Genomic DNA, 24,095 nt, shown 5'->3' with positions numbered 1-24,095 from the left:
GTTACTGCGTGGCCGCAGCAGTCAACTTGGCCAATGCGCCGCGCATTTTGTCGATCACCGGCGAATTCTCGACCTCGTCCAACTCGTCCATTGTCTCTTTGGGGTCTTCATAGGCCAGCCAAACCTGACCCTCAGCGTCTTGATAAGCCTGAACCTTCAACGGAAGGAACAGGCCGGCCCTCGGGTCGATCTGCATCGCGGGTGTGCCCAACGCAGGGTTGCCAAAGATCAGAACCTGATTGGCGGGGATCGGGGTACCAACTTTTTCGGCACCGGCTGCATGGTCGACCCGGGCGAATACGGTTGCGCCCGCATTGCCAACGGCTGCCTCGAGCGCATCCAGTGCTTCAGCGACAGATTTGTCTGTAGGGATTTTGATAATATCGTCAGCCATAGCGGACAGAGTACCTCCGAAAATCAGAAACGTTGCCAGTATCAGTTTGTGCATATCGGAATTCCTTTATTGAATTTTACCCCAGTTTTCACAGCTTTGCGCCGTGCGGCAATCACAAGTCTGGCATCGGCGGGGCTTTGCCGTTAGAGGTGCCCGCTATAGAGGATACCACATGCTAAAAACCCGCATCATTCCCTGTCTGGATGTCGCCGATGGCCGTGTGGTCAAGGGCGTCAATTTTGTTGGCCTGCGTGATGCGGGCGATCCGGTAGAGTCGGCAAAAGCTTATGACGCGGCCGGAGCCGATGAGATCTGTTTTCTCGATATCCACGCCACCCATGAAAACCGAGGCACCATGTTCGATGTGGTCCAACGGACTGCCGAACAGTGCTTTGTGCCTCTGACCGTGGGCGGCGGTGTGCGCACCAAAGAAGACGTGCGCGCCCTGCTGCTGGCCGGTGCTGACAAGGTCAGCTTCAATTCGGCGGCTGTGGCGAACCCGGATGTGATCGCGGAATCGGCGGATCAGTTTGGCAGCCAGTGCATCGTCTGCGCGATCGACGCCAAAACCGTCAGCCCCGGAAAATGGGAGATATTCACCCATGGCGGGCGCAAGCCCACAGGTATCGACGCAGTTGAATTCGCGAAAACCGTGGTCGCCAAGGGTGCCGGGGAAATCCTGCTAACTTCGATGGATCGCGACGGCACGAAAGCTGGGTTCAACCTGCCTCTGACCCGCGCCATTTCCGACGCCGTAGACGTTCCGGTTATCGCTTCTGGTGGTGTTGGCAATCTCGACCATCTGGTAGAAGGCGTGACCGAAGGCGGCGCAAGCGCTGTTCTTGCCGCCTCGATCTTTCATTTCGGCGAGTACACAATCCGCGAGGCCAAAGAGCATATGGCCGCCGCAGGCATTCCGATGAGGCTGACATGAGCATCCTGCAAGATCTGGCCGCAACCATTGAGGCCCGCAAAAAGACTGATCCAGACAGCAGTTGGACCGCCAAGCTGCTGGCCAAAGGCCCGGAAAAATGCGCCGAGAAGTTCGGGGAAGAGGCCGTCGAGGCGATTATCGAGGCTGTCAAAGGCGATCAGGCAAAACTGACGTCTGAGGCTGCGGATGTGTTGTATCATCTTCTCGTAATGCTGGCCGCGCGTGACGTCGCTTTGGACGATGTGTTGGATGAGCTGGCGCGGCGTCAGGGCGTCAGCGGCCTGGAAGAAAAGGCAGCGCGACCAAAGGGGTGACGCCTGCCCTCGCAATCTCGTAATGTGGTTCGGCAAGGTTCACGGATTGAAGGCGCGGATATGATCAAAGCTTTGGCGTTTGTATTTGCGCTTGGAATACTGGGTGCCTGTTCAGTCGCACCGCCGTCAACCGGAGACGAGGTTCAGCGGCTTGCGGCCGAAATTCGCAGCCTTGGCCCGGATATCGACCCCGAAGAAGCAGAGCGCGCGGCGCGCATCGCTTATTCCTATACCGCGCAGTTAGCACAGGAATACGAAATCACCGATCCCCCACTGATTCACAACGCCAAGGTCAACAAGGGTTTGCGCCCCCGGGGGTTGTGCTGGCATTGGGCCGAAGACATCGAACGGCGGCTGGATCAGGAAGGCTTCCAAACGCTGGAGATGCATCGCGCCATCGCCAATGCAGATAACCCGTTCCGCATCGACCACAGTACCGCCATCATCAGCCGCAAAGGGGAAACTATGTATGATGGTGTCGTACTGGACCCCTGGCGGTACGGTGGCACCTTATTCTGGTCTCCGTTGCCGGAAGATACGAAATACGAGTGGGTGCCACGCGAAATTGTTTTGGAAAAACGGCGGCTAGAGCAGGTCGCGCGACTGAAGCCCCTGCCCGGCACCTGAACATTCAAAGCTTGGACGATATGACCCCGGTCGCGAAGCCACCCATGCGCAGTTCTCCGAAAAGGCGTTGATATTCGATTTTCGGGCAACGATTCATCACAACATCAACGCCGCGCGCTTCGGCTACGGCGGCGGCTTTGTCATTTTCCACGCCAATCTGCATCCAAATTGTGCGTAGACCAGGAAATGCCCCAAGCGCCTCATCAACGATTGGCGGAACTGCTTCTGAGCGCCGGAAAATATCCACCATATCCACCTGCTCTGGAATATCAGACAGCGAAGCCCGCACTGTTTGACCAAACAGCTCCTTACCTGCATGGCCCGGATTCACGGGAATAACGGTGTACCCCTTAAGCGACAGGTAACGCGCCACATAGTAACTTGGCCGCACCGGATTCATCGAAACACCGACAACGGCAATCGACTTGGTTCGCTGGAGGATGTCTTTCAGAAACGCATCAGAGTATTCGGTCATGCGCCCACCCTATTCGGACGATACAGAATAAAAAAGCGCCCAGGTAAAAACCTGAGCGCAAGTTGTTGGAACGAGGGACAGTGAAATGACCCGCGGCAGTTCCGTTCCGCGGTCACTGTGACATTTAGGCATAAGTTGAGAGAAAAAAAGAGGGGGTACGCAATTTTGTGATGACAGATCACAAAAAGCGGAAACCCGCCTATTGCTCGTAAAGCGCGGTGGGCCAATGTGCTTCGGCCATGCGGATGTATTCTGCAGTGTCGGTGTTCCATACTTGCTCGATCCCGGGTGAGTGCGTCAGGTACAGCCGTCCGTCAATCACTGTCCAAAGCTTCGGGTCTGTACTCACCAACTCTCCCATCGCCATGGCATACGCGCAGTATCCGCCGAACTGGGGCGCATAGGCCCTTGGGTTCATCTCGAAAGCATCGCGATTCTCGGCCGAGGCAAAGTGCCATTCGGCACCCTTCCACTTTACCGAAAATTCAGGAAGCCCAAGGCGCGGGGTGTCTTCGGTGAAATACGAAACCGCATCATATCCGGCCATAACTGCCCCGTCCGTCTGATAAAAGACGGGCATGTCCTGGGCAAACGCCGCCGGAGCAAACAGGGTGGCGGCCATCGCGCCAAGTAGGAAACGTCGGTTCATAATCACCAAGTCATGGTTTGAGGTTCAGTGTATCAATTTGCAATTTTTTGACACATCCGAAACCCCCATTAACGAGGTTGTGATCGCCTGAGATGCGAATACGTCCCCTCAATCAAAGATATCTTCAACAACGTCCCAGGCTTCATCCAGAACGCGCGAAAACAAACCCTTTTTCCTCTTTTTCTTCTTGTTCTTGTACGGGTGCTGGGTTTTCGCGGCATTGCGAACCGGCTTGCTGTCCGAAAGTTTGCGCTTGGGCACCATTTTCAGGTCGTGCAGAGGCGCGCCGCAGCTTGAACAACTTAGCTCATGACGCTGCTTTCCCTTTAGAACCAGCGCCGCGCGGGTTCCACAGTAGCAGCAGGTGGCGATTTTTGAGGGCGTGGAAATGGTGCTCTCCTGTTTATCTGTGCCTTGAGGCATATAGGGCAATCGCAGCCGCATTTGAGACGTTCAAGGACCCGAACCCACCCGCTGCGTCGATTTTCACCAGATGATCGACGGTTTCCTTGGTCTTCTGGCGCAAACCCGGCCCTTCGGCGCCAAGCACCAACGCCACCGGGTGATCCAGTTTGCCGTCCAAAGTGGCCTCGATCGTAAGGTCCGCTTCGCCGTCCAGCCCCAGCACCAAAAAGCCCATACCCTGCAACTCGCCTATTGCGTCGGCCAGATTGCGAACACGAAGGTACGGCTGCCTTTCCAGCGCCCCACTTGCAGTTTTTGCCAATGCCCCCGTTTCCGGTGCCGAATGATGGCGCGTTCCGATAACTGCGCTGGCCCCCAGCACTTCGGCCGAGCGTAGAATCGCCCCGACGTTGTGCGGGTCTGTCACGCGGTCCAGTAGGATCACGCGCGGATGTTCTCGCCCGATACAGTTCTCGGCCAGCCCACCCCAGTCCAAGGGCTTCACTTCCAATGCCGCGCCCTGATGCACAGACCCCGGATCAATCGGGGCGGTGAATTTGCGTGGATCGACCATCTCGGGCTCAATCCCTGCAAACTCAATGGCTTCGGTCAGCTTGTCCCGCGCATTTCGGGTCACAATCAAGCGCAGCTTCTGCCGATCCGGGTTCATTAGGGCGTCGCGCACAGCGTGCAAACCAAACAGCCAGACGGTTTCCGACGCCGCAGCTTTGCGCGCCTGTTCCTTTTCAACGACCCACTTGGGTTTCTTCATTTCTTGGGCCTCCGGGCCGGGAAATCGGTTTCCTGCGCCAAAGCGATATTTTCCTGTTGACGCTCCTTTAAGGCGCTAGTAATCACGCCTCCACGTCAGGTGCAACGCCTGACAGTGGGCGACAGGCCGCAAGGTGTGGCAGGGGACTGTAACTCCCTCGCGGAGACGCACGCCTGGTTCGATTCCAGGGTCGCCCACCACTTCCAATCCACCAATAAAATATAGCTCATTTGCATGCCTTTCGGTGTTTGCGGTGGTTACACCGTGTTCCCATCATTTCCACACCAATGCCCTTGAATGCGCGTCGACGACTTCCTCAGTCTGGAAAAGTATTATGTTCATTTTAGTGACCCAGGGTGCTGTAACACCCTGAGTCGTCCACCCGTCCAGCTGAAAGGAAAGACGGAATGAACGCTGACACTATAGCTTTTGACGGCACCAATCATCTACTCCAAAACATCAACCCGATTATCGATCGGCTGGTCGGCTACCTCATAACGGGCAAGCCCGCTGTTGACCGCACATTGGATGCTCACCGGGATTTTTTACTTGGGAAGGCGGTCGAGCCACTGTCCAAGGATGACCTAGACGGTTTTGCCCAACATCAGTCGCGTGTGCTGAATTACGACAACGCTCTCAACCAGGTCGTCGATGTTGACCTGCCAGCCAGCCGACTTCGCACCTATTGCATCGACACGGAGGGCAAACCCGTCTTTTTCGGCTCTCTAAAGAACATCGTGCAACTCAAAAAGACGCTGGAGCCATACGCGCAGCCGAAACGGTGGAACGGCGACTTGTGGGAGCTGTTTCCGGTCATCCAATCTCAGGACGACAACCCTATCACCGACATGCTGCACCTCGCCGCAATCCGCATCGACTTTGACAAGGCACGCGAGCGCCGCGCTGCGTTGGAGGCGAGCAGATGAACAAACGCAAGACAAAAGGCCAGCGTGATGCCATCGACCTGCTCTATCAGGCTCACGATATGGTCAGGGGGCCGCTCAGGACCGCCATTGCAGCCGCCATCGAGGTCGGAGAACAGGGCAACGGGACCGACCTTAACAACCTGTCATACGACCAGCTACGACCCGGCCAAAAACTCACTGACCCCAAACGGCCCGGCCTGCTTATGCGACATGGGAAGCTGGATGGTCGCCGGTGGGTTTTCCGCACCACCGAGCCAATGACACGCCACCAGATTGAGGTGCCGATGGGCAGCTACCCGGGTGTCAGCATCACTCAGGCCAGAGAGATGTGGCGACAACTGCGCGACCTGCGTAGGGATGCGAACGCAAAGTTTACCGAGGTGGTCGATGGCAAGCCGAGGCCGATGCACGCGGATAAGCTGCTTGGCAATGAGCCGACCGACCAGGTGATGACGGTCGAGCGCCTGATGCGCAGATACATCGAGGACTACGCCAAAAAGGTTAAGCGGTCGTGGACTGTCGACGAACGGCTGCTGGACAAACACATTGTGCCAAAGCTCGGCAAACAAGCGGTGTCAGGGGTCGAGGCTAAGGACATCACCCAGATTGTGCACTCGCTTCACGACCGGGCACCTCGGGAAGCCGAGAAACTGCTGGCTTGCCTGTCGACGATGTTCAATGTGGCCAAAGGCAAGACGCGCAAAATCAAGATTGCTGAGCCGTGGTTGCCCGAGGACATCGCCAACCCGATGTCAGGGGTGCCGCCCCTGCCCTCACGCAAGGTCGATGCTTACAAGCCGACAATAGACGAGATGCGCCGTTACTATGACAACCTCGACGAACTCGGCGAACCCCTTGGACACCCCCCGGGTGGGGTAGTCTTAAGGGATGCGAAAATTCGCGCAAAAATATAATCGAAGGACTTATTGTCCCAAGCTAACCACTGAATTTATAAATACTTGCACAGCCAATTCCAGACATGGCTCGCTATGAACATCTTGCTGTCAAAACCCACTAGCCCGATGCCGTTGGTGAGCGATAGTTGAACCGCGAGCTCTGAAGCGATCAGTAGTTGAACCATGAATAGTCGATATCGAACAAGCGTCTAATCCGATCGGCTTGTTCAGGAGTAGACGAGAACTCAGAGGTAGATTGGTTTATGCGTTTTGCGGTGACCGTCCCGTTTTCAACCTCATGTTCGCTGAACTGCTCTGATAGATTGATCAGTTCTTTGTTCAAAGCCTCCACTTTTCCAATACGGCTATATTTTATGATGTCGGGGCGGAGATTAAAGAATTGAGGGCGAAAATGTGGATCGAAACGCCGTGGATTTTCTGAAATACCGTATTCGATATAGTCTAGGAAAATATCGAACTTTTGGCTGCTTGTGCGGTCGGAATTGAACCCAAAGCCTTTGATGTAGGGCAAATGGCGGCTGTGCTCTGGGTTTTTGAAATCGAGAAAAAAGTTCTTGAATGCACTTTCGACCCGATTTTTCGGATCTCGCACAAAGCTAAATTTGAAAACCTTGTCGTCTAGTAGGCCACTCAATAGCTCGTGCGGGCAGTCTTTCCCTCGTACTAACTCAGGGCATTGATGTATGTCGCCGATGTATTTTCTTCCGTACTGCCATTCATATATCTTTGCGGCCACTGCACTTGTGCCACACTTGGGGTTTTTGACATAGACGTACGCCCCATTGTTGGAAAAGACCGATCGACGTGCCAACTCCTGGATTTCTGTGTCTAGTTTTCCCAGATGCGCTTTGTTCTTGTAGGCGGGAAAAAGAGCGGACAGAAATCTGTACCTGTAGATCTTCGGTGCATTAAAATAACGTACTTTGGACAACATGTGATTTTGCACCAAGCCTCTGGGACAGAAACGAATTCGTACTTGAAGATATCCGGCTTACTTTCACATGACAATTTCGAGTGACATAGCGCGAACTACAACAGTGCTCTTTTTTGTAGACTGCTAGTATTGCGGAAAAGACGTATTTGATATTTGGGCGCGAGATCGGAAAGGACGGATTTGGCTACAAAAAAACGCATTGCCATATTCGCACAGGGCTCTCGTGGAGACGTTCAGCCATATATAGCATTGGCCCTGGGATTTGCGCGGCGTGGGCACGACGTGGTACTCGCGGCACCCGATGATTTTGCGGGTTGGATCGGCAGTTTCGGTTTGTCGTACGCCGCGATGGGGACCAATATACAGGATCTTCTCAAATCCAGTGAAATCCGGAAAATATTGGCGGGCAATCCGTTTGGCATTGGAAAAGTTTGGAAAAGCACTGCAATACCGATGCTCGAAAAGTCGCTCGGGACCCTGTGGGAGGTCGGGCAGAATGCCGACATATTGGTTCACCATCCAAAGGTCATAGGTGCTGCTGATATTGCTGAGGTCACAGGCGCTCCGGTTGTCCTGGCGTCCCCGATCCCGATGATGCCAACATCTGAGTTTCCAATAATCACCATGTCCCACGATTATGGGAAGTTGGTTAACAAGCTGACGTGGTTGCCGCTTCACTGGGTTAGGATATTCTATGGCCGGCAATTGTCCCAATGGCGACAGCAAACTCTGGGCCTTTCGAGGACGTACCGACCCAGAAATGGGGCAGACCCTTTTTACGGGGCAGATTTGCGACTGATAGGTGTTTCCAAACTCGTAGTACCGCCCCCTTCGGATTGGGACGAAAACACAATAATGACCGGGTACTGGACACTGCCGGAAGATACGGGCTGGCGCGCTGATCAGAGGCTCAGTTCTTTTTTGGACGGCGGTTTGGCCCCTATCTACGTGGGATTTGGTTCGATGCCTGTAGATAGCCCAGAACATGCAACGCATCGAATAGTTGAGGCAATTGAATCAGCCAAGTGTCGGGCGGTTCTGTCGTCAGGGTGGGCTGGTCTAGGCGATGAAAAATTGCCGGATAGCGTCATGGCAATCGACAATGTTCCGCACGACTGGCTATTCCCGCGCGTGTCCGGTGTCGTACATCACGGTGGCGCAGGAACAACGGCTGCCGGCCTGATTGCCGGCCGTCCGACACTGATATGCCCCGCGGGTGTTGATCAACCATTTTGGGCGGGGCGCGTTGCCGAGTTGAAATGTGGTCCTCGGCCCTTGCGATTGAAGGACCTGACGGCCGCCGCTTTGACAGATCGAGTTGTCGAGCTTTGTCATTCGACATCCTTTGTCGAAAACGCGTCCGCGTTGGGCAATGCTCTATCCAAAGAAGACGGGGTGGCCTGTGCTGTTAACCTGATCGAGGAAAAGTACTGTCTCTAGTCTTCCTGACGGTGCTGGCTATCAATCCCCAATAGCCGCGAAGTTCGACATCCATAAATTGTAGAATGCGCTTTTTTGAGAGCGGTGGTTCTAAATGATGTCACCAAGGCCAATGGAGAAATGATCTTTGTTGTTTCGGGGTACGCTTGAACGAAGGAACCTTCTGCGACTTGGTAAGCCCCCTAAACAGGATGCAAAATCGCCACAGATAAACCTGGTGTCGCTTCTGAGGTTGCCTCTTGGTTTGGATTCTGGCTCAAATGCTCCCGCGTCGATCAGAAGGCCGAATAGCAGGTGTGTTTTGGGTTCAAAGGTTCTCTGGTACTGCTATGGGGGCGTCTATGCGAATTACGCTAAAGGGGAAATTGGCCAACGGCTTTAGGCAGGTGGCGTCGATTGGCGCGGTTTTAGTAGCCGTGGCAGATCCATCAGCGGCGCAATCGATTGACGACGGAAGCGGATTCGACGTGCGCGAGAATATCAAAGGCGCGCTTGCGATTTTGGGTATCTCGGCCGCGCCAAATGAATCTGCAAGTGTTCTCCTGTTAGACAAGAATGTAAAAAATGGCGACGATTATGACCTTCGAGGTGGTCAAATCGGTGGCGGCTTCAGGGCTTCCAGTGACGTTCCGGTTTTTCTAGAAGGATACGTTGGGTTTACCAATTATGACCCGGTGTTTTTGTTGTCCGAGGGCGGCACAAACACAGACATACCGTCCTATTGGACAAGTATAGCCGCCACCGGCGGGGTAGGTTGGCAATTTGATATAAGCGAGGGCTGGAAAATTCGTCCCATGGTCAATTTTTCGATTGGCCGAGTTCAAAGTGATAGTTCCATTGCGGCCCATTTGGTCAACATTATCCTGGATGATGATTTGGATTTCCTGAGCGACGGCGGCATAACGGCACTGGGATACGGCGGTTCATTGGTTGCGGAATATAATCGCCGTTGGGCGAGTAACCACGAAATCGACCTGCGATTTAGACATACGCATATCATTCTTGAACCTATGGACACCGACCTTGTTGGGCAGGCCAAAGCAATTTCGACCGTAGCTTGGTCCCGGGTCAGAGTTCCGACGGGTGTGCGGGTGTTTTCCCAGCCTACTCGGTGGGTTGGTGAAGTTTCCGCCTCTTATCTTCCAGGTGATCAGGGAATCGTTCTGGACAGTGAGTGGCTTGCACAGTTGGGTGCAGGAATAGAACTGGACCTGTCCAGAAATGACTCGGCCTGGATCGAAGAATTTCGCGTTATGGCGCGTGTTGCTAAGGGCGACAATATTGAGGGCTACTCAGTCGGTGTCGCCCTAAAATTCTGAGACCCTGCGCTGGACACCGAGTTGTATCCTAAACCTCCACCTCGTGAAAAACAGCTTTCATCACAGCACCGCCGTTGGTGGGCGCGGCTTGATTGTAGCGAGTGTTTTGGACCGGCCCTCCATAATGAGTTCGGGGCGCATTGTCTTGACGCAAATCCGTTGAATGCGCGCTTGAAACAGCAGTAACCAATGCCGCCAGGGTGACAATTCCTGCTATCGTCCATCTGTGAGTCATCCAAAGCCTCCTTCGGTCTTAAATAGTCTCTTTGATGGTACTCAGGTGGGCATAGGAAAGGCTTGGCGAAAGGAAATTACATGTTGCTTTACAGTATTCTACATTGGCAAACTTTGTGACGTGACCAAGCAGGAGAATAGCCGTGCCCGAAAATGTCGACAAAGCGGATATTCTAAAGCAACTGGAACGCATTTTGGCATCCAAGGATTTTGAAGGCAGTGCGAGGACGAAATCGTTTCTGAAGCATCTTGTACAACGTGAACTTGAAGGTCGTGGCGAGGAATTGAGGGGAACCGCTTTGGCCATGGATGTCTTTGGGCGAGGTGCTGAATTTGACCCCAATGTCGATCCAATCGTACGGATCGAGGCCGTCAAGCTGCGAAAATCTCTGGATTACTGTTATCTGACTTCAGGGGCTGCTGACCCGTTTCGTATATCGATCCCCAAGGGGCAGTATCGTCCTCATTTTGACGTAAATTCTGGAAGGGAACAGAAAGGTCAATCGCTGGAAAACGAGCCTGATTGGCCTGTTTTGGGAATCGGCGTCTTTTCAGGCTCGGATACGCCACCTGCCAAACTATTGCGCGAGGGGTTCCCAGAGGAACTGGGGCTTGAGCTGGCACGATTTACCCATATCCGCGTTCTCACGGGGTATGGCGATACGCCTTTCAGCGAGAATTCGGAGAAAACGGTACCGCGTTGCGACTATGTTCTGGATGGTACTGTGAGGGACGCCCAAAAAAGCCTGCGTTTGATTGTACAGCTCAAAAGGGCTGACGAGGGTTCCATCTTGTGGTCCGACCGGTGTGACTTCAGGCCAGATGAGACGGATAGCTTTAAGTTTCAGGAAGAAGTAGCGAGAAACTGTGCCGTGAAAATAGCCGACGCCTATGGCGTCCGGCTTACACGGATTTGCTGGAAGCCTGTGTAGCAGACAGCAACACTACTCCGGTACCTTAGTGTGAGAACTTGTATTATCTGGAAGACGTCTGGAAAAGACCTTTGCAAGCTTAGAAATTACTCTCACAAGACGAGGACTGTAACTCCCTCGCGGAGACGCACGCCTGGTTCGATTCCAGGGTCGCCCACCATCTTCTTCAGATGGTGAAAAAGTTCAACAGGCCGTTAATTCGGCAGGCATTGCCATTCATCCACCACCTGCCCCCCTTTCAAAACCAAAAGTGGCCCGAACTGGTTCAGTACCGCCTCGCTTTGTGTTGGTCGCAATAGGGCGATGTTCCCAGGTGTCACGCTGGAATCCAAGGGACCGGTCCATACTTCCTGATTGCTTGATCGGCCGAAAATCGACGAATAGGAAAAACCGTCTGGGAACACGGGCTGCCCCAGAAAATGCCCGCCGAATATCGCCAAGTCCGTCTTCCGTCTGGGCAGAAAGTCCAAACCCGGTAACGCGTTGCCCTGCATCACTTTCAGGATTGGCGAGGCGATAAAGGCCGCTGGTTGAAACGCTGCCGTCGTCGGGTGGTCAAAGTCCGTGGGCTTTACCAGAACGGACCCAAAGGCGACCTCATTTGCGGCGCTGCCAGCAGCATAGGACTGAAACGTCAGGCTGCCCCCTGTATTCAGGCAAAGCCCCTCACCTGCATTTGGCAGCCCTACTATTGCACGTTGGAATGCGCTTGCGCTGGACCGCATGGCGCGGGATTTCAGAACATGCGGCAGCTTGGCCAGATGTGCCTCATACCCCATGACCCCGGCCAACGTCGCATAGGGATGGCTGCCAATACGTTGCGCGATCTGAGGAATGTCTTCAGAACGCAACCCGCCCCGGTGTAGGCCGATATCAACCTCAAGCGACAGGCGAAGCCGAAGATTGAGAGCTTGGGCCAACCCCAGATAGGCATCCAGATTTTCAGCCGTGTCGATGAGCCATTGGACACGTTCCGCCGCGGTCGGGTTCTTTTTCAGTACACGTGCCGCCGAACTGACTGGCAAAGGCTTACCGATCAAATGGTCAGTATCAGGCTCTGCGTCCAGCAGCGTCGACAACATAGGCTCGGAGAAGGTCATGAGCCCTGATGCCGGAACTTTCGCCCGAATGTGATCCAGCAACGGCAGACATGGGAGGGATTTGGCCACAAGACGGCTTGCCAAGCCCTGAGCAACCAAACTAACCGCCAGAGAACAATTAGCGTCGAGCCGATCAAGATCGACCACGGCCACTGGTTTATCCACCCCATAGTCACGCAGCGCTGCGGACAAGTTTTGTAGGTATTCCGCCGTCATGGTCGGAACAGTTTGTTCAAAGCGGGCGTAAGAAACTTTCCGTTTGGGTCCAATTGCTCTCTCACCGCGCAGAAACGGTCGAAGTCGGGATACAGGCGTGAAAGCTCTTTGTACGTCAAACTATGAATCTTACCCCAATGCGGGCGCCCTCCGGCCTCAAGGAGTATTGGCTCGATATCGGCAAAGTAACGCGTGTGATCTTCGGCGGCGTCGGTATGGATCGCAACCGAAACACGCGGGCCACCCTGAAACGGAGAAATGCAGGCCGTATCGCCAGCGGTCTGCCTGACCTCAATCGGAAAATATATGTCCGGATGGTCACGGTGCAGACGCGTGAACACATCCCTAAGTACATCCCCGGCGACATCGGGCGGCAGGTGATACTCCATCTCATTGAACCGAATGTGGCGATCACTGCACAGCACGCGCCAGCTTTCGCCGACGTAATCCTCATCCGACTGGGCCAGCGTCAGCAGCTTAAGTAGCGCACTGCGCAGACCGTTGCTGTAGCGTCCTGAGTTTCTAGCCAGCTTCAGCACCTTGACCGCAATCATGTCCAGATCGCGCGGGGCCTTGGTCTCGGGCGCGTCTGTCATTTCATGGCAAATCTCAACGGCCTTTCCGGTGAAGGGGATGTAGAAAAACTCAAAATTCCGAAACTCCGCCCATTTTTGGTGCATGCTGGCAATCGTTTCTTCAAGCGGTACCAAGGTTACACGACGACGCAGGTTATACTTCGGAATTACGGCGATTTGCGCGTCGGTCAGTACGCCAAGTAACCCAAGCGAGACCTGAGCCATCTCAAGGGGGATATCCTCGGTCGACAGGATGTCTCCACATGCCCCTACAAAACTGGCCGCGATGATTTCGGCGGAAATGCAGGGTAATTCCCGGCCGGTTCCGTGTGTTGCGGTCGCGGCCGCACCCGCCAGCGATTGCGCGTTGATGTCCCCAAGGTTGCGAAAGGCCAGCCCGTGATCGGCCAACGCCGGAGAAAGATCGCGCAAACGCGCGTTGGCGTTTACCCAGACACGGTCTTCGCTGACCTGTCCCAATGTCGGTAAATTCAAGTTGGACAAATCCAGAATGCGATCCGCACCAGCCACGATCGGCGTAAAGGAATGCCCCGCACCAACAACGCGCATACCGTCAGGTTGTGCGACAGCGTGTTGCAGTTCGGCAAGGGTAGAAGGGCGCAACATGGGTGCGCTTGAGCTTTGGCCACCTGCCCAGTTAGTCCACATCTGCAATCTCCTCCCAATTGAAGGATTGCAGCACATCGACCCCAAAACAAGTCAGGTTTCCAGCAGGTTACCCAACGGCAACTAAGATCAGGCGGCCGCTGCGCGCTCTGCTGTTACGCGGGCGAACCACTCGATGATCGCGTCGACCTCAGGTGCGATCTGTTCGGCGGCCCCATCGGTGAAGGCTTCGAATTTTTCCCTGTTCAACCCATTCACTCCAACCAGAACCGGAATGTCCAGCGCAAGCGCCTCGGCGATAACAGGGCGAAAACCGCGCCCGTCGGCTTCGTGTTTGCCGAACTTGTTCACGACCAAGAGTTGAGGTGCATCGGCCAGTGACGAAGTGACATACCCCACGGCCTGCTCTAGTGCGGCGGGGTCCAGACGACATCCACGCGACTGTTCGCCCAGCGACTGCGAAATGCGGATCGTTTCGCCTGCGGGCAAAACACGAACATCCATGTCGCATTTGCTGCTGTCCGCGCATTCGGTGTTGGTTTGCACGACACCCGCTAGCTGTGCACCGGTTTTCAGCAACTGCTCAGCCGCCGCGCTAAGCAGTCGATCGGTTGCGCCACGCTCTGTCGTGGTTACGTAGGCCAGGTACATTCAAAGACCCCTTGATAAAACTGTGACATTCCAGATAGCACGCAAGTCGCCCTCGGACCACTCTTTGCATTATGGCAGCGGTGAAAGTCCGATCACAGACTCGTGCGCACCAAGCAGAACCAGGTACGCCGCCAGCGACGCGCCCCAAACCCAAGCACGTGGCCATGGCTGCGGGACTCGCAGAGACAGCCGCGCGGTGTTGCGCGACAAACGAACCCATTCCGGCCCCATCTCGCGAGATTTGCGGCGATCAATCACGGCCATCCCCATGGCTGCGAACCCAGCGAACAGACCAAATAGGATCACATGCGACAGGCTGCCATTGGCCAACAGATGTGCCACAGCCCACAGCATCAGGGCGGCCAGAACAGGGTGGCGGGTGGTGCGCAATATGCCGGGGTTCTCGGGATCAAACGGACGATGACCCAAGCCACCGAAAGAGAACGGGTTTTGCACAGACATACCACTGACAGCCAACCAGCACACAACGGGCATACACAATAGCGGAATCCACCTCAGGATCGCGAGTGGCGGAATGACCTCAACATAAGGCGCGTGGGCGGCTGCGACGATCAGCCAGACGAGAACCACCAGAGACAGGACAGAATATGCGCTGTAATACCCCCGCCGACCAAGCAATGAGATCAGATACCCGCGCACAGCGGGCCGGGCTGGAATCATATGGCTCAGAAGAAAAACAATCAGCGCGGCAAAGAAAGGTCCCCAGCCCATCATCATAGACTCCGTAAGTTCTGCACTTGATTTACGGCAGCGCGGCTGGGCGAAACTTGTCCGAAATCAAGTCGGGGGCGGGGCAGTCGCGCTGCCCCTGCCCTTTTTATAGGCCCAGCGCCTTGCGGCGTTCTTCGGCAAAGCCCTGCACCATGCGGTCGGCGATCAGCGCCAGAATCGCCATCGCAGCACCAGCCGAGATGCCAAGCCCGACATCCGCCTGCCCCAGCGCCAGATAAATCGACTGGCCCAGACCGGTGGTCCCGATCAGCGCCGCAATCACCAGCATCGCAAAGGCGTAAAGGATGGTCTGGTTCAGCCCCAGCAGGATTGTCGGCGCGGCATAGGGCGCGCGCACGTCGCGCATGATCTGCCACTCGGTCGCGCCGCTGGAGATTGCAGCCTCCATCATTTCCTCGGGTGTGTTGACCAGCCCGTGACGGGTGTAGCGGATCATCGGTACGATCGCATAGGCGCAGATCGCCAGAAACGCCGAAAATTCTCCGATTTGGAACACCATCAGAACCGGGATCAGGAACACGAACAGGGGGATTGTCTGCAACATGTCGCAAACGGGTCGAACGACCTTCCACACCGGACTCCAAACCGCGCTGGCCAGACCGATCAGCCCGCCGACCACAGCACAGGAAAACACCGCCGCACCGCTGAGGTAGAGCGACAGCAAAGCGCGCTCCCACAGGCCTGACACAAGGATGGTGCAAAGCAGCCCCACCGAGAGCGCCGCCAGTCGCCAGCCGCCCGCGACATAGCTGAGCGCGGCAGCCCCGGTCAGAACGAAGGGCCACGGAAGGTTTGCGATGCCGGTTTCCAACATGCCGATCAGGATCAGCACGACCAACCCTCCGGTCAGATGCCCGCGCCATGCCATTAGTGCGGCGATGACAGCGGCAGCGGCGAACAGGCCATAGCTCATCCCCTGCGTCCACTGGAATCCCCATGTGAACGGCAACACCGCCTGATCCAGGCCAATCCGCAATGGCAACAGAACGTAGAACAGAGAATTGTTCTTGAGCGCATCCAGCCACGGGCCGTTGGCCTGCGTAAAGGCGGTCAAGCCACTGTCGATCGCCTCGGCCATTGGGTCCAGCAGGGTCAGTTCTGACGGGTTCGGCAGCCACAGCCAGAAGGCGGCCGTGAACAGCACGGTAAAGCCCAGAACCGCCCAGACGACACGCTGGTCATATCGTTTGCGCTCGGTCGCTAGCGTCCCGCTCATCCGGTCGATGACGACGGCAAAAACCACGATCACCAGACCGGCCATCAGGGATTCGCCGAACTGCGCCTTGCGCATGGTCAGCAGAACCTCCCAACCGATATCATTGAAGCCACCGATTACGGCCGCGATGATCACCATCGAAAGCGCCGCCATCAGGCACTGGTTCACACCGACCATGATCTGCGTTGCCGCCGCCGGGATTTCCACCTGAAACAGCTGCTGGAACCGCGTGCCGCCAGACATGATGGCAGCCTCTTTGATTTCGGGCTCGACCCGTTCCAGCCCCAGCATCACGTTCCGCGCCATGGGCGGTGCGGCGTAGATGGCCGAGGCGATCAGACCCACCACCGGGCCAAAGCCGAACAGCAACAACAAAGGCGTCAGATAGGCAAAGGTCGGCACTGTCTGCATCACGTCCAGCACCGCCTGAACAAAGCTCTTCACGCGGGGGATTTCATTGGCCAGAATACCGATCCCGCCCCCCACAACCAGCGCCACGGGAACTGAGACAGCAACCAGCGCCAGTGTGTTCATGCTTTCGGCCCAATAGCCCGAGGCAAGTACGAATGTCAGGCCAAAAAACCCAAGCGCCGCCATGGGCAACCCGCCAAGATACCAGCCCAGCGCGGTGACAAGCCCGATCAGGATCGGCCACGGGGTATTCCCCAGCACGAAATTGGCCGCATCCATTGGATAGGTCATCAGGTCCGAGAACAATCGCATCGCCGGTTTGATGCCGTTCAGGAACCAGTCCAGAAAGGCTCCGACCCACTGGGTTGCGGGCAGCTCCCACGCGGTGGGCCATTTGGCCAACCACGGGGCAATGCCCTCAAGCGCAAGGCACAGCGCGCCGACCACAGCGGTAATAAGCGCGGCCTTGGCCCCAATCCTTAGACGCGCCTGCGCGGGAACGTCGGTCATCGCGGTCATGTCTCGTCCACCTGAAGTGCCGCAGCCAGGTCGGACGGGTGGACCGTGCCAACGATATTGCCTGCCTCATCCCGCACAGGTACGGGCTCATACAGCTCCATGCAATGCGCCAGCGCGGCGTCCAGCGTCATACTTGTGGTCAAACCGGGATCATCCGGGCCACGCTCGGATTCATCACGCATGACCGAGGCGACCTTGGCGTGTTGGCCCTTGGCGACGTCTTTCGAGAATTCGCGCACATAGTCATCGACCGGGCGCAGAACGATGTCCGTCGGTGTCCCGATCTGAACGATCTTGCCATCGCGCATGATGGCGATGCGGTCGGCCAGCTTCAGCGCCTCTTGAATGTCGTGAGTGATAAAGACGATGGATTTCTTCAACGTCGCCTGAATGCGCAGGAACTCATCCTGCAACTGGCGACGGATCAGGGGATCGAGTGCCGAGAACGGCTCATCCAAAAACCAGATATCGGGGTTCACGGCCAAAGACCGCGCAATGCCCACACGTTGCCTCTGACCTCCGGACAGCTGCCGGGGGAAGCTGTCCTCGCGCCCCTCAAGACCGACCAACGAGATCACTTCCTGCGCGCGGGTCAGACGTTCTTTTTTACCCACGCCCTGCACGCGCAGCGGGTAAGCGACGTTTTCGGCAACGGTCATATGCGGGAACAGGCCGAAATGCTGGAACACCATGCCCAGCTTTTTGCGGCGCAAGTCCGTCAGCACCTTTTTCGACGCGCCTATGACATTCTCACCATCCACGCGGATTTCGCCACCCGTGCCGGGAAGCAATTGCGAGATACAGCGGATCAGCGTCGACTTGCCTGAGCCCGACAGGCCCATGATGACGAACAGCTCGCCCTCTTTGACCTCAAAATTGGCGTCTTGCACGGCGGGGATAAAGCCATGTTCCCTCAGATCCGAGGCGGCCTTGTCGGCGTCATTCCCTGACCGAGACAGCGCGTCGGTCAGGGCCTTGTCAGCACCTTGGCCAAAAACCTGCCAGAGGTTCTGGCAGGCGATGGCTGGCATTTTAGCGTCAGTCACTTAGGCTGGCTCACTGCGTTGCTGCGTCAACGACCGGACGCCACTTGCCTTCGTTCTCGGCCATCCATGCCGCGACAACTTCTTCAACTTTACCGCCGTCGACGTCAATCGCTCCCATCATCGGCTGCTGGTCTTCGACCGCCAGTTGATAGTTGGTAAGGATCTCATAAGCAGCAGGCCATTTGTCTTCCATGCCGCTCCAGCTTGCCTTGAAGATGCGGGAGGGCGAGAAATCGCAGTCGTTTACCGCGTTCGGGTTCGGCCCCCAGGATGGGTCGTTAAAGCACGCTTCTTCACCTGCTGGCAGCTCGACGAATTGCACGTCATAGGCCGACATCGCCCAATGCGGCTGCCAGAAAGTGATCAGCAACGGCGATTTACGCTCGGTCGAGGCACGCAGTTCGGCAATCAGCGCGCCTTCAGACCCGGCAGGAACGGCTTTGAACGGCAGTTCCAGGCCAGTCATCCGGTCCGCGCCGGGGGTGCCCCAATCGGCCGGGTAATCCACCAAACGACCGCCGGGCAGCGTTTCCGCAGTTGCAAAGACCTGCGCGCAGTCTTTCAGGGCTTCCCAGGCAGGCAGGCCCGGACACAGTTCGGCCACGTGCGCAGGATACGCAATGCCTTCCTTGGCATCGAGGCCCAGATCACCGATTTCAACGACGGTGCCTTCCTCAACCTTTTTGGCATACTCATCCGAGACATTCGACGACCAGATCTCCAGCGTTGCATCGATATCGCCATCGGCCAACGCCTGGAACTGGTTCATCATGCCTGCAGTGACATATTCCACGTTATAGCCCGCGGCCTTGAGCATCTCACCGGCAACATGTGTCGTGACATGCTGGCCGGTCCATTCATTGATCGCCAGTTTGATCGGTTCGTCCACAGCGCCCATATCGGCTGCGTATGCAGATCCGGCTACCGTCATCGCCAAAAGGCTTACACTCAGTTTTTTCATCGACATTCTCCCTGTCTTCTATTCTTTGCCCAGACCGGCGCGATCGCGCGCCGGAAAGCTTGTCGCATGACAATACCATGTCGCAACATGCACAAATTTGGCTGGGAAAGGAAAGTGAACAGTTTGATGCATGGCTGGGTCGCCATGATCGAAATCCCACCTGATTCCCCGCCTTTCACTATGCGCCGCGCCCCACCCCTTGTGTTTACGCCATATTCATCGAGGCAGGAAGTTGATTGACGAGTCAATCACAAACCAAAATCGTACAGTTTGTCGAGCATTTCTTTTACGTATTGAGTGATTTTCTGACCCTCGCCCAAGAATTGATCTTCCGTACATGCCTTGCATCACCGGCACTTAAACGCGACCCTGTGGTCGGAGGGCGTTTTTTATGCATCATTTCGACGAGATCTTTTCCATAGCAGCTAAACGGCATGGCGGTCACGGCGCGCTGGATCAAAAACTCAGCAAACCCAAAACCATAGACGAACTTGCTGCGGTTCCGGATGACCGCTGGCTTGCGATCATAACCAAGTGCATCTTTCAGGCTGGGTTCAACTGGAAAGTCATTGAGGCCAAATGGGATGGCTTTGAAACGGCCTTTGATGGGTTCGATGTCGGGCGCTGTGCTTTCATGGATGACGAAAAGTTCGACTCGCTGCTGCAAGACACCCGAATCGTGCGAAACGGTACAAAAATCGCGACCGTCAGAGACAATGCGGCCTTTCTTCTTGAACTGCGGCAAGAAGGGGGTGCAGGCAAGGTGCTGGGCGGATGGCCTTCGACAGATTTCATCGGATTGCTAACGATGCTGGGCAAGCGAGGGTCGCGTCTGGGTGGGGCCTCGGCCCAATACGCCATGCGGTTTGCAGGGCGCGACAGTTTCATCCTTTCGCAGGACGTGACCGCCCGGCTGATTGCAGAAGGGGTTGTGGACAAGGCCCCGACGTCCAAGAAAGCGATGATTGCCGTTCAGGATGCGTTCAATGTCTGGATGGACCAATCGGGCCGGTCGCTAACCGAAATCAGCCGTGTTTTGGCAATGAGTGTATGAAAACGGGTTACAGAGTGATTGCAACGCACTAGGCTTTGAACATGATGCGCCTTATTTTGATGACGTTTCTATTGCTGTTTGCCTCCTGTGGACGGCCGCTGACGGATCAGGAGGTAGCCTTTGCCAGCGCTGTTCAGGGCGACACGCTGAATCTTGAAAGCGTACGACTGGTCGAGGGCGCCCCGGTCGCGCCAATTACGTTTTATCGTGAAAAGCGACCACGCCTTGCCTGCCGGGAACGTATTCTACCCCCGGCTGAGGAAGGTGTTGTAACAGCGAAACCCGCAGCCGTTGCCCTGTTCAATCGCGTCTACTTCACACGCGAATGGTATCTGGAAGACTATATGTCTGACTTTCCGGAACAAATGGACCTGATCGCCGCGATGCTTCTGGCCCACGAACTGACCCATGTTTGGCAATGGCAGAACCGCAAGACAACGGGATATCACCCGTTGCGGGCGGCGGCCGAGCATGGCGGCAACAAGGACCCCTACCTGTTTGATCTGGATACCTCGCCTGATTTCCTTTCCTACGGGTTTGAACAACAGGGCGCGATTGTCGAGGAATATGTGTGCTGCCGGGCGCTGGACCCGACCGCTCCGCGTACAATGCGGTTGCACGAAATGCTGGGCCAGCATTTCGACCTGTCGCCATTGCCAAAGCAAGAACGGGAACGGGCCGTGGTTATCCCTTGGTCCGAGGCAAAGGTTGAAGGCATCTGCCGCTAAAAATCAGCCACCCTGAATCGTCTCAAGATACGCGACCAGATCAACAATCGGCTGGCTGGTTAAGATAGGCTGACCTTCAGGTGTTTTCATTGAGGTGTCCTGCCCGTCAAAATAAGGCCCGTATACCGGCATCGGGCTGCCGTGGCTGACCAGAGGGTCGCGCCCGTCAATGCGGGCCACAACCCGGGCCGTCGGGAACACTCCGCCGTCACCGGAAAGCTGGGTCAGGTCGGTCGCTTGAATAACCAAAACGCCGGCCATAGGCCCATGACCTGTTGCGTCGATCCCGTGACAGGTCGCGCAAAAGTGCTGATAAAGTTCGGCCCCGGTCTCAACGTCCTGGGCGACTGCCTGAGAGGCCACCGCCATCAGCCCTAAAGAAACAGCCCCGAGTATCCGTCTGGTCATCCTATCCTCCTGTCGCGATTGACATTTGCAGGCTTGCCCGAAGGCCCGCTTGGCGCAATGATCCAGATCAACGAAGCAGGAGGGTTCGGGCGATGACACAATACGCAGCTATTATGCTGGCAGCCGGGATTGGTGTGCCTATCCTTGCGGCCCTGAACGCGGCGTTGGGAAAGCTGATCGGCTCACCCACCACCGCCGCAGTGATCCTGTTTGCCATCGCCTTTCTGTCATCCGCTTTGGTGATGCTGTTGTTTCCCGGTGTCAGCGCATTGTCCAAAGTCACTGACGCCCCCAAACACCTTTTGCTGGGCGGCGTCCTGATCGCCTTTTACGTCCTGTCGATCACCCATGTCGCGCCACATTTCGGCGTTGGCAACGCGGTGTTTTTCGTGCTTGTGGGGCAGCTAATCAGCGCGGCCGCCATCGACCACTTTGGGCTGTTTGGCGCGCAGGTCACACCTTTGAGCTGGATTCGCGCGGGCGGCATCGCAGTTATGGCGGCCGGGGTCGCAATTACTCAACTGGCTTAAGCACACCACCATCCAGCCGCAGCTTGCGGTCCATCCGCGCCGCAAGATCCATATTGTGCGTCGCGATCAGGGCTGAAAGCCCCTCGTCACGCACCAACGCCATCAGCGCGTCGAACACCTGATCCGATGTCTCAGGGTCCAGATTGCCTGTGGGTTCATCGGCCAGCAAAACGCGGGGTTTGTTGGCCAAAGCACGGCAAAACGCCACCCGCTGCTGCTCGCCCCCCGACAGGGCTGCGGGGCGGTGATCCGCGCGGGCGGCAACACCTACGCGGTCCAAAAGGGTCATCGCTCTGTTCTGAGCAACTTTTTCCGAAACGCCGTTGGCCAGTTGCGGCAGGATAATATTCTCAAGCGCCGTGAACTCGGGCAACAGATGGTGAAACTGATAGACGAACCCGACATCCTGCCGCCTGAGCGCGGTACGGGTGCGGTCGCCTTTTCCGGTGACACTTTGCCCGGCTATTTCCACCGTCCCCGCATCGGGCGTGTCCAGCAAACCGGCGATATGCAAGAGGGTCGATTTACCGGCACCCGACGGCGCGACAAGCGCAACCGCCTCACCCGCGCGCAGGTCCAGATCAACACCACGCAGAACCTGCACCTCGCCCGGCGTTCCTTTCAGGTAGGTCTTGGTCAGACCGTCCAACCGCAACGTGATATCACTCATAGCGCAGCGCCTCTACCGGGTTCAGCCGCGCCGCGCGACGGGCCGGGAAATAGGTGACAAAAAAGGACAGACCCAGAGACAATCCAACCGCCTTCAACACGTCGACCAAGTGCAACTCGGCGGGCAAAGCGTAAATCCCGCGTATGGAAGGATCCCAGACCCCACCGCCCATGACAAAGTTCACAAAACTGAAAATCGGATCGATATAGATCGCGAACAAACACCCCAACGCCACACCCATCCCGGTGCCGATGATCCCCGTAAAGGCCCCGCAGATAAAAAACACCCTAAGCACCGACCCTTCACTCAGGCCGATTGTTCGCAGAATTCCGATGTCGCGACCCTTGTTTTTGACCAGCATGATCAACCCGGACACAATGTTCATCGCGGCAATCAGCACAAGGATCGACAGGATGATGAACATGACGTTGTCCTCGACTTCAAGCGCGCGCAGAAACCCGCCTGATGCGTCCTGCCATGTCCAGATGCGGCTGTTTTCTCCAGCGGCCTGCAAGATCAGATATATGGTCGGGTCCAGCTCTTCGGGCTGATCCACCATGACTTCGATCTCGTCAGCGACACCTTCGCGGTTAAAAAAGCCCTGCGCCTGCTCGAACGGCATGTAGACCCGTGTGCGATCGATGTCATAGCGCCCGGCCGAAAACACATAGACCACGCGATAGGCATTAACCCGCGGCGACGTACCAAACGCGGTTTTCACGCCGTTGGGCGACGTCAGTTTGACCGTGTCCCCAACGGTCGCGCCGATGCTGCGGGCCACCCCTGATCCGATGGCGATCACATCCTCGCCGTTCTGAAATTGCGAAAGATCCCCGGCGGCCTGCTCACTTTCGGCCACCCCCGGCAGATCAAGCAGGTCATCGGGCTGAATACCAAACACTTCGACCCCGCTGCTGCGGTCGCGGTTGGTGATCAACACCTGCCCTTTGACCAAAGGCGCGGCTCGGTTCACTCCGGGGACCACTGCAATACGCCCAGCCATGTCTGTATAATCCGCGATGGTGCGGTCCAAGCGGCCTTGCGCATCCATCTCTCCGGCCGAGTAAACCGTGACATGCGCATTGGCCCCCAGAATGGTCCCCACGAATTCTGATCGGAAACCAGACCGCACCGCCAATGTCGCGATCAGAGCGAAGACCGCCAGTGTGATCCCGATCAGCGAGATCCACGTCATGACACTTACGCCACCTTCCGCACGGCGCGCGCGCAGGTACCGCCAGGCGATCTTCCATTCAAAGGGGGCAAAGGGCGGGGGCGTCGTGGCCATGTCTGCTCCGGTTCTTATTACTTGGCGCGACCCTTTCGGCATTTCACCCGATGGTCAAGTTCGTTATGCG

At 56.3% G+C, this 24,095-nt stretch carries 27 protein-coding genes and 1 tRNA gene; 12 read left to right on the top strand and 16 right to left on the bottom strand.

Translation table 11 applies throughout. The annotated features are described in order from the left end of the window. Position 1: 1 nt before the first annotated feature. Positions 2 to 448, bottom strand: coding sequence for a DUF302 domain-containing protein (locus GOX73_RS00985; RefSeq protein ID WP_254429096.1), 447 nt, complete (start codon positions 446 to 448; stop codon positions 2 to 4). 118 nt (positions 449 to 566) lie between these two features. Between GOX73_RS00985 and hisF the strand changes: the two genes are divergently transcribed. The 3 genes from hisF to GOX73_RS00970 are packed head-to-tail and all read left to right on the top strand — an operon-like array spanning position 567 to position 2,269. Beyond that, a complete protein-coding gene (gene hisF, locus GOX73_RS00980) occupies positions 567 to 1,328 on the top strand; it encodes an imidazole glycerol phosphate synthase subunit HisF (RefSeq protein ID WP_170384425.1) in 762 nt (253 codons plus the stop codon). Beyond that, on the top strand, positions 1,325 to 1,642 hold the full coding sequence (locus GOX73_RS00975; RefSeq protein ID WP_171120606.1) for a phosphoribosyl-ATP diphosphatase: 318 nt from the start codon (positions 1,325 to 1,327) through the stop codon (positions 1,640 to 1,642). Before hisF ends, GOX73_RS00975 begins: the two co-directional genes overlap by 4 nt. A gap of 60 nt (positions 1,643 to 1,702) precedes the next feature. Beyond that, positions 1,703 to 2,269, top strand: a complete 567-nt coding sequence (locus GOX73_RS00970) for a hypothetical protein (RefSeq protein ID WP_171122471.1) — start codon at positions 1,703 to 1,705, stop codon at positions 2,267 to 2,269. A 4-nt stretch (positions 2,270 to 2,273) separates the two neighbouring features. Here the strand turns inward: GOX73_RS00970 and GOX73_RS00965 are convergent, their stop codons facing one another. From GOX73_RS00965 to rlmB, 4 genes are all read right to left on the bottom strand, one after another. After that, entirely contained in the window at positions 2,274 to 2,744 is a 471-nt protein-coding gene (locus tag GOX73_RS00965) for a CoA-binding protein (RefSeq protein WP_171122469.1), read from the bottom strand. 199 nt (positions 2,745 to 2,943) lie between these two features. Then, the gene (locus GOX73_RS00960; protein ID WP_254428665.1) at positions 2,944 to 3,393 is read right to left on the bottom strand and encodes a YHS domain-containing (seleno)protein; all 450 of its coding nucleotides are present in this window, start codon (positions 3,391 to 3,393) and stop codon (positions 2,944 to 2,946) included. A 108-nt stretch (positions 3,394 to 3,501) separates the two neighbouring features. Continuing rightward, entirely contained in the window at positions 3,502 to 3,816 is a 315-nt protein-coding gene (locus GOX73_RS00955) for a hypothetical protein (protein ID WP_171134756.1), read from the bottom strand. Then, a complete protein-coding gene (gene rlmB, locus GOX73_RS00950; RefSeq protein WP_171122465.1) occupies positions 3,797 to 4,570 on the bottom strand; it encodes a 23S rRNA (guanosine(2251)-2'-O)-methyltransferase RlmB in 774 nt (257 codons plus the stop codon). Before rlmB ends, GOX73_RS00955 begins: the two co-directional genes overlap by 20 nt. Before the next feature lie 116 nt (positions 4,571 to 4,686). On the opposite strand from rlmB, the gene GOX73_RS00945 reads away from it, so the two are divergent. From GOX73_RS00945 to GOX73_RS00935, 3 genes are all read left to right on the top strand, one after another. Further along, positions 4,687 to 4,770, top strand: a tRNA-Tyr gene (locus tag GOX73_RS00945). Positions 4,771 to 4,977: 207 nt separating this feature from the next. Further along, the gene (locus tag GOX73_RS00940) at positions 4,978 to 5,496 is read left to right on the top strand and encodes a hypothetical protein (RefSeq protein ID WP_171122463.1); all 519 of its coding nucleotides are present in this window, start codon (positions 4,978 to 4,980) and stop codon (positions 5,494 to 5,496) included. Then, the gene (locus tag GOX73_RS00935) at positions 5,493 to 6,410 is read left to right on the top strand and encodes an integrase arm-type DNA-binding domain-containing protein (protein ID WP_171122462.1); all 918 of its coding nucleotides are present in this window, start codon (positions 5,493 to 5,495) and stop codon (positions 6,408 to 6,410) included. The genes GOX73_RS00940 and GOX73_RS00935 overlap by 4 nt, the downstream gene beginning before the upstream one ends. 151 nt (positions 6,411 to 6,561) lie before the next feature. Here GOX73_RS00935 and GOX73_RS00930 read toward each other — a convergent pair whose 3' ends face one another. Next, on the bottom strand, positions 6,562 to 7,359 hold the full coding sequence (locus GOX73_RS00930) for a sulfotransferase family 2 domain-containing protein (RefSeq protein WP_171122460.1): 798 nt from the start codon (positions 7,357 to 7,359) through the stop codon (positions 6,562 to 6,564). A gap of 141 nt (positions 7,360 to 7,500) precedes the next feature. Between GOX73_RS00930 and GOX73_RS20990 the strand changes: the two genes are divergently transcribed. The 3 genes from GOX73_RS20990 to GOX73_RS00915 all read left to right on the top strand — a co-directional run bounded on the left by GOX73_RS20990 (position 7,501) and on the right by GOX73_RS00915 (position 11,272). Further along, positions 7,501 to 8,787: a glycosyltransferase gene (locus tag GOX73_RS20990; protein ID WP_371808556.1), complete on the top strand. Its 1,287-nt coding sequence runs from the start codon at positions 7,501 to 7,503 to the stop codon at positions 8,785 to 8,787. Positions 8,788 to 9,128: 341 nt separating this feature from the next. Beyond that, complete coding sequence (locus GOX73_RS00920; RefSeq protein WP_171122456.1) at positions 9,129 to 10,106, top strand: autotransporter outer membrane beta-barrel domain-containing protein; 978 nt, start codon at positions 9,129 to 9,131, stop codon at positions 10,104 to 10,106. A 377-nt stretch (positions 10,107 to 10,483) separates the two neighbouring features. Then, the gene (locus tag GOX73_RS00915) at positions 10,484 to 11,272 is read left to right on the top strand and encodes a hypothetical protein (RefSeq protein ID WP_171122454.1); all 789 of its coding nucleotides are present in this window, start codon (positions 10,484 to 10,486) and stop codon (positions 11,270 to 11,272) included. A gap of 194 nt (positions 11,273 to 11,466) precedes the next feature. Here the strand turns inward: GOX73_RS00915 and GOX73_RS00910 are convergent, their stop codons facing one another. The 7 genes from GOX73_RS00910 to GOX73_RS00880 all read right to left on the bottom strand — a co-directional run bounded on the left by GOX73_RS00910 (position 11,467) and on the right by GOX73_RS00880 (position 19,347). After that, positions 11,467 to 12,588: an alanine racemase gene (locus tag GOX73_RS00910; RefSeq protein ID WP_171122452.1), complete on the bottom strand. Its 1,122-nt coding sequence runs from the start codon at positions 12,586 to 12,588 to the stop codon at positions 11,467 to 11,469. Then, positions 12,585 to 13,832 carry a D-arabinono-1,4-lactone oxidase gene (locus GOX73_RS00905; RefSeq protein ID WP_171122450.1) on the bottom strand — a complete coding sequence of 416 codons (1,248 nt, stop codon included), beginning with the start codon at positions 13,830 to 13,832 and terminating at the stop codon, positions 12,585 to 12,587. The genes GOX73_RS00910 and GOX73_RS00905 overlap by 4 nt, the downstream gene beginning before the upstream one ends. A gap of 87 nt (positions 13,833 to 13,919) precedes the next feature. Further along, on the bottom strand, positions 13,920 to 14,441 hold the full coding sequence (locus GOX73_RS00900; protein WP_171120569.1) for a DUF2478 domain-containing protein: 522 nt from the start codon (positions 14,439 to 14,441) through the stop codon (positions 13,920 to 13,922). 69 nt (positions 14,442 to 14,510) lie between these two features. Next, positions 14,511 to 15,176: an NnrU family protein gene (locus GOX73_RS00895; protein ID WP_171134755.1), complete on the bottom strand. Its 666-nt coding sequence runs from the start codon at positions 15,174 to 15,176 to the stop codon at positions 14,511 to 14,513. Between the two features lie 103 nt (positions 15,177 to 15,279). Continuing rightward, a complete protein-coding gene (locus GOX73_RS00890; protein WP_171122446.1) occupies positions 15,280 to 17,340 on the bottom strand; it encodes a proline/glycine betaine ABC transporter permease in 2,061 nt (686 codons plus the stop codon). After that, positions 17,337 to 18,386, bottom strand: a complete 1,050-nt coding sequence (locus tag GOX73_RS00885; protein WP_171134754.1) for a betaine/proline/choline family ABC transporter ATP-binding protein — start codon at positions 18,384 to 18,386, stop codon at positions 17,337 to 17,339. The genes GOX73_RS00890 and GOX73_RS00885 overlap by 4 nt, the downstream gene beginning before the upstream one ends. Positions 18,387 to 18,396: 10 nt before the next feature. Continuing rightward, entirely contained in the window at positions 18,397 to 19,347 is a 951-nt protein-coding gene (locus GOX73_RS00880; RefSeq protein WP_171120561.1) for an ABC transporter substrate-binding protein, read from the bottom strand. Between the two features lie 391 nt (positions 19,348 to 19,738). On the opposite strand from GOX73_RS00880, the gene GOX73_RS00875 reads away from it, so the two are divergent. Both GOX73_RS00875 and GOX73_RS00870 read left to right on the top strand, forming a co-directional pair. Further along, positions 19,739 to 20,401: a DNA-3-methyladenine glycosylase I gene (locus GOX73_RS00875; RefSeq protein ID WP_171122442.1), complete on the top strand. Its 663-nt coding sequence runs from the start codon at positions 19,739 to 19,741 to the stop codon at positions 20,399 to 20,401. 41 nt (positions 20,402 to 20,442) lie between these two features. Beyond that, positions 20,443 to 21,129: a hypothetical protein gene (locus tag GOX73_RS00870; RefSeq protein ID WP_171120557.1), complete on the top strand. Its 687-nt coding sequence runs from the start codon at positions 20,443 to 20,445 to the stop codon at positions 21,127 to 21,129. A gap of 3 nt (positions 21,130 to 21,132) precedes the next feature. Here the strand turns inward: GOX73_RS00870 and GOX73_RS00865 are convergent, their stop codons facing one another. Continuing rightward, positions 21,133 to 21,537 (bottom strand): cytochrome c, encoded by a 405-nt coding sequence (locus tag GOX73_RS00865; RefSeq protein ID WP_171134753.1) that lies wholly within the window; start codon positions 21,535 to 21,537, stop codon positions 21,133 to 21,135. Between the two features lie 92 nt (positions 21,538 to 21,629). Between GOX73_RS00865 and GOX73_RS00860 the strand changes: the two genes are divergently transcribed. Next, positions 21,630 to 22,067 carry a DMT family transporter gene (locus GOX73_RS00860; protein WP_171122440.1) on the top strand — a complete coding sequence of 146 codons (438 nt, stop codon included), beginning with the start codon at positions 21,630 to 21,632 and terminating at the stop codon, positions 22,065 to 22,067. Here the strand turns inward: GOX73_RS00860 and GOX73_RS00855 are convergent. Both GOX73_RS00855 and GOX73_RS00850 read right to left on the bottom strand, forming a co-directional pair. Next, on the bottom strand, positions 22,051 to 22,737 hold the full coding sequence (locus GOX73_RS00855; RefSeq protein ID WP_171120551.1) for an ABC transporter ATP-binding protein: 687 nt from the start codon (positions 22,735 to 22,737) through the stop codon (positions 22,051 to 22,053). The genes GOX73_RS00860 and GOX73_RS00855 overlap by 17 nt on opposite strands. Next, positions 22,730 to 24,025 (bottom strand): lipoprotein-releasing ABC transporter permease subunit, encoded by a 1,296-nt coding sequence (locus GOX73_RS00850; RefSeq protein ID WP_171122438.1) that lies wholly within the window; start codon positions 24,023 to 24,025, stop codon positions 22,730 to 22,732. Before GOX73_RS00850 ends, GOX73_RS00855 begins: the two co-directional genes overlap by 8 nt. Positions 24,026 to 24,095: the final 70 nt, after the last annotated feature.

Origin of the sequence: Ruegeria sp. HKCCD7221, from assembly GCF_013031225.1 — a bacterium.
Classification (GTDB): Bacteria; Pseudomonadota; Alphaproteobacteria; order Rhodobacterales; family Rhodobacteraceae; genus Ruegeria.
This window is presented reverse-complemented; position numbering and strand designations above follow the sequence as displayed.

Excerpts from the sequence above, each read along its gene's own strand:
- GOX73_RS00955 (WP_171134756.1), bottom strand. The coding sequence starts at position 3,816 with ATGCCTCAAGGCACAGATAAACAGGAGAGCACCATTTCCACGCCCTCA.
- GOX73_RS00900 (WP_171120569.1), bottom strand. The coding sequence starts at position 14,441 with ATGTACCTGGCCTACGTAACCACGACAGAGCGTGGCGCAACCGATCGA.
- GOX73_RS00975 (WP_171120606.1), top strand. The coding sequence starts at position 1,325 with ATGAGCATCCTGCAAGATCTGGCCGCAACCATTGAGGCCCGCAAAAAG.
- GOX73_RS00960 (WP_254428665.1), bottom strand. The coding sequence starts at position 3,393 with ATGAACCGACGTTTCCTACTTGGCGCGATGGCCGCCACCCTGTTTGCT.
- rlmB (WP_171122465.1), bottom strand. The coding sequence starts at position 4,570 with ATGAAGAAACCCAAGTGGGTCGTTGAAAAGGAACAGGCGCGCAAAGCT.
- GOX73_RS00910 (WP_171122452.1), bottom strand. The coding sequence starts at position 12,588 with ATGACGGCGGAATACCTACAAAACTTGTCCGCAGCGCTGCGTGACTAT.
- GOX73_RS00970 (WP_171122471.1), top strand. The coding sequence starts at position 1,703 with ATGATCAAAGCTTTGGCGTTTGTATTTGCGCTTGGAATACTGGGTGCC.
- GOX73_RS00985 (WP_254429096.1), bottom strand. The coding sequence starts at position 448 with ATGCACAAACTGATACTGGCAACGTTTCTGATTTTCGGAGGTACTCTG.
- GOX73_RS00855 (WP_171120551.1), bottom strand. The coding sequence starts at position 22,737 with ATGAGTGATATCACGTTGCGGTTGGACGGTCTGACCAAGACCTACCTG.
- GOX73_RS00965 (WP_171122469.1), bottom strand. The coding sequence starts at position 2,744 with ATGACCGAATACTCTGATGCGTTTCTGAAAGACATCCTCCAGCGAACC.
- GOX73_RS00920 (WP_171122456.1), top strand. The coding sequence starts at position 9,129 with ATGCGAATTACGCTAAAGGGGAAATTGGCCAACGGCTTTAGGCAGGTG.
- GOX73_RS00875 (WP_171122442.1), top strand. The coding sequence starts at position 19,739 with ATGCATCATTTCGACGAGATCTTTTCCATAGCAGCTAAACGGCATGGC.
- GOX73_RS00860 (WP_171122440.1), top strand. The coding sequence starts at position 21,630 with ATGACACAATACGCAGCTATTATGCTGGCAGCCGGGATTGGTGTGCCT.
- GOX73_RS00850 (WP_171122438.1), bottom strand. The coding sequence starts at position 24,025 with ATGGCCACGACGCCCCCGCCCTTTGCCCCCTTTGAATGGAAGATCGCC.
- GOX73_RS00870 (WP_171120557.1), top strand. The coding sequence starts at position 20,443 with ATGATGCGCCTTATTTTGATGACGTTTCTATTGCTGTTTGCCTCCTGT.
- hisF (WP_170384425.1), top strand. The coding sequence starts at position 567 with ATGCTAAAAACCCGCATCATTCCCTGTCTGGATGTCGCCGATGGCCGT.
- GOX73_RS00935 (WP_171122462.1), top strand. The coding sequence starts at position 5,493 with ATGAACAAACGCAAGACAAAAGGCCAGCGTGATGCCATCGACCTGCTC.
- GOX73_RS00880 (WP_171120561.1), bottom strand. The coding sequence starts at position 19,347 with ATGAAAAAACTGAGTGTAAGCCTTTTGGCGATGACGGTAGCCGGATCT.
- GOX73_RS00890 (WP_171122446.1), bottom strand. The coding sequence starts at position 17,340 with ATGACCGCGATGACCGACGTTCCCGCGCAGGCGCGTCTAAGGATTGGG.
- GOX73_RS00940 (WP_171122463.1), top strand. The coding sequence starts at position 4,978 with ATGAACGCTGACACTATAGCTTTTGACGGCACCAATCATCTACTCCAA.
- GOX73_RS00895 (WP_171134755.1), bottom strand. The coding sequence starts at position 15,176 with ATGATGGGCTGGGGACCTTTCTTTGCCGCGCTGATTGTTTTTCTTCTG.
- GOX73_RS00905 (WP_171122450.1), bottom strand. The coding sequence starts at position 13,832 with ATGTGGACTAACTGGGCAGGTGGCCAAAGCTCAAGCGCACCCATGTTG.
- GOX73_RS00865 (WP_171134753.1), bottom strand. The coding sequence starts at position 21,537 with ATGACCAGACGGATACTCGGGGCTGTTTCTTTAGGGCTGATGGCGGTG.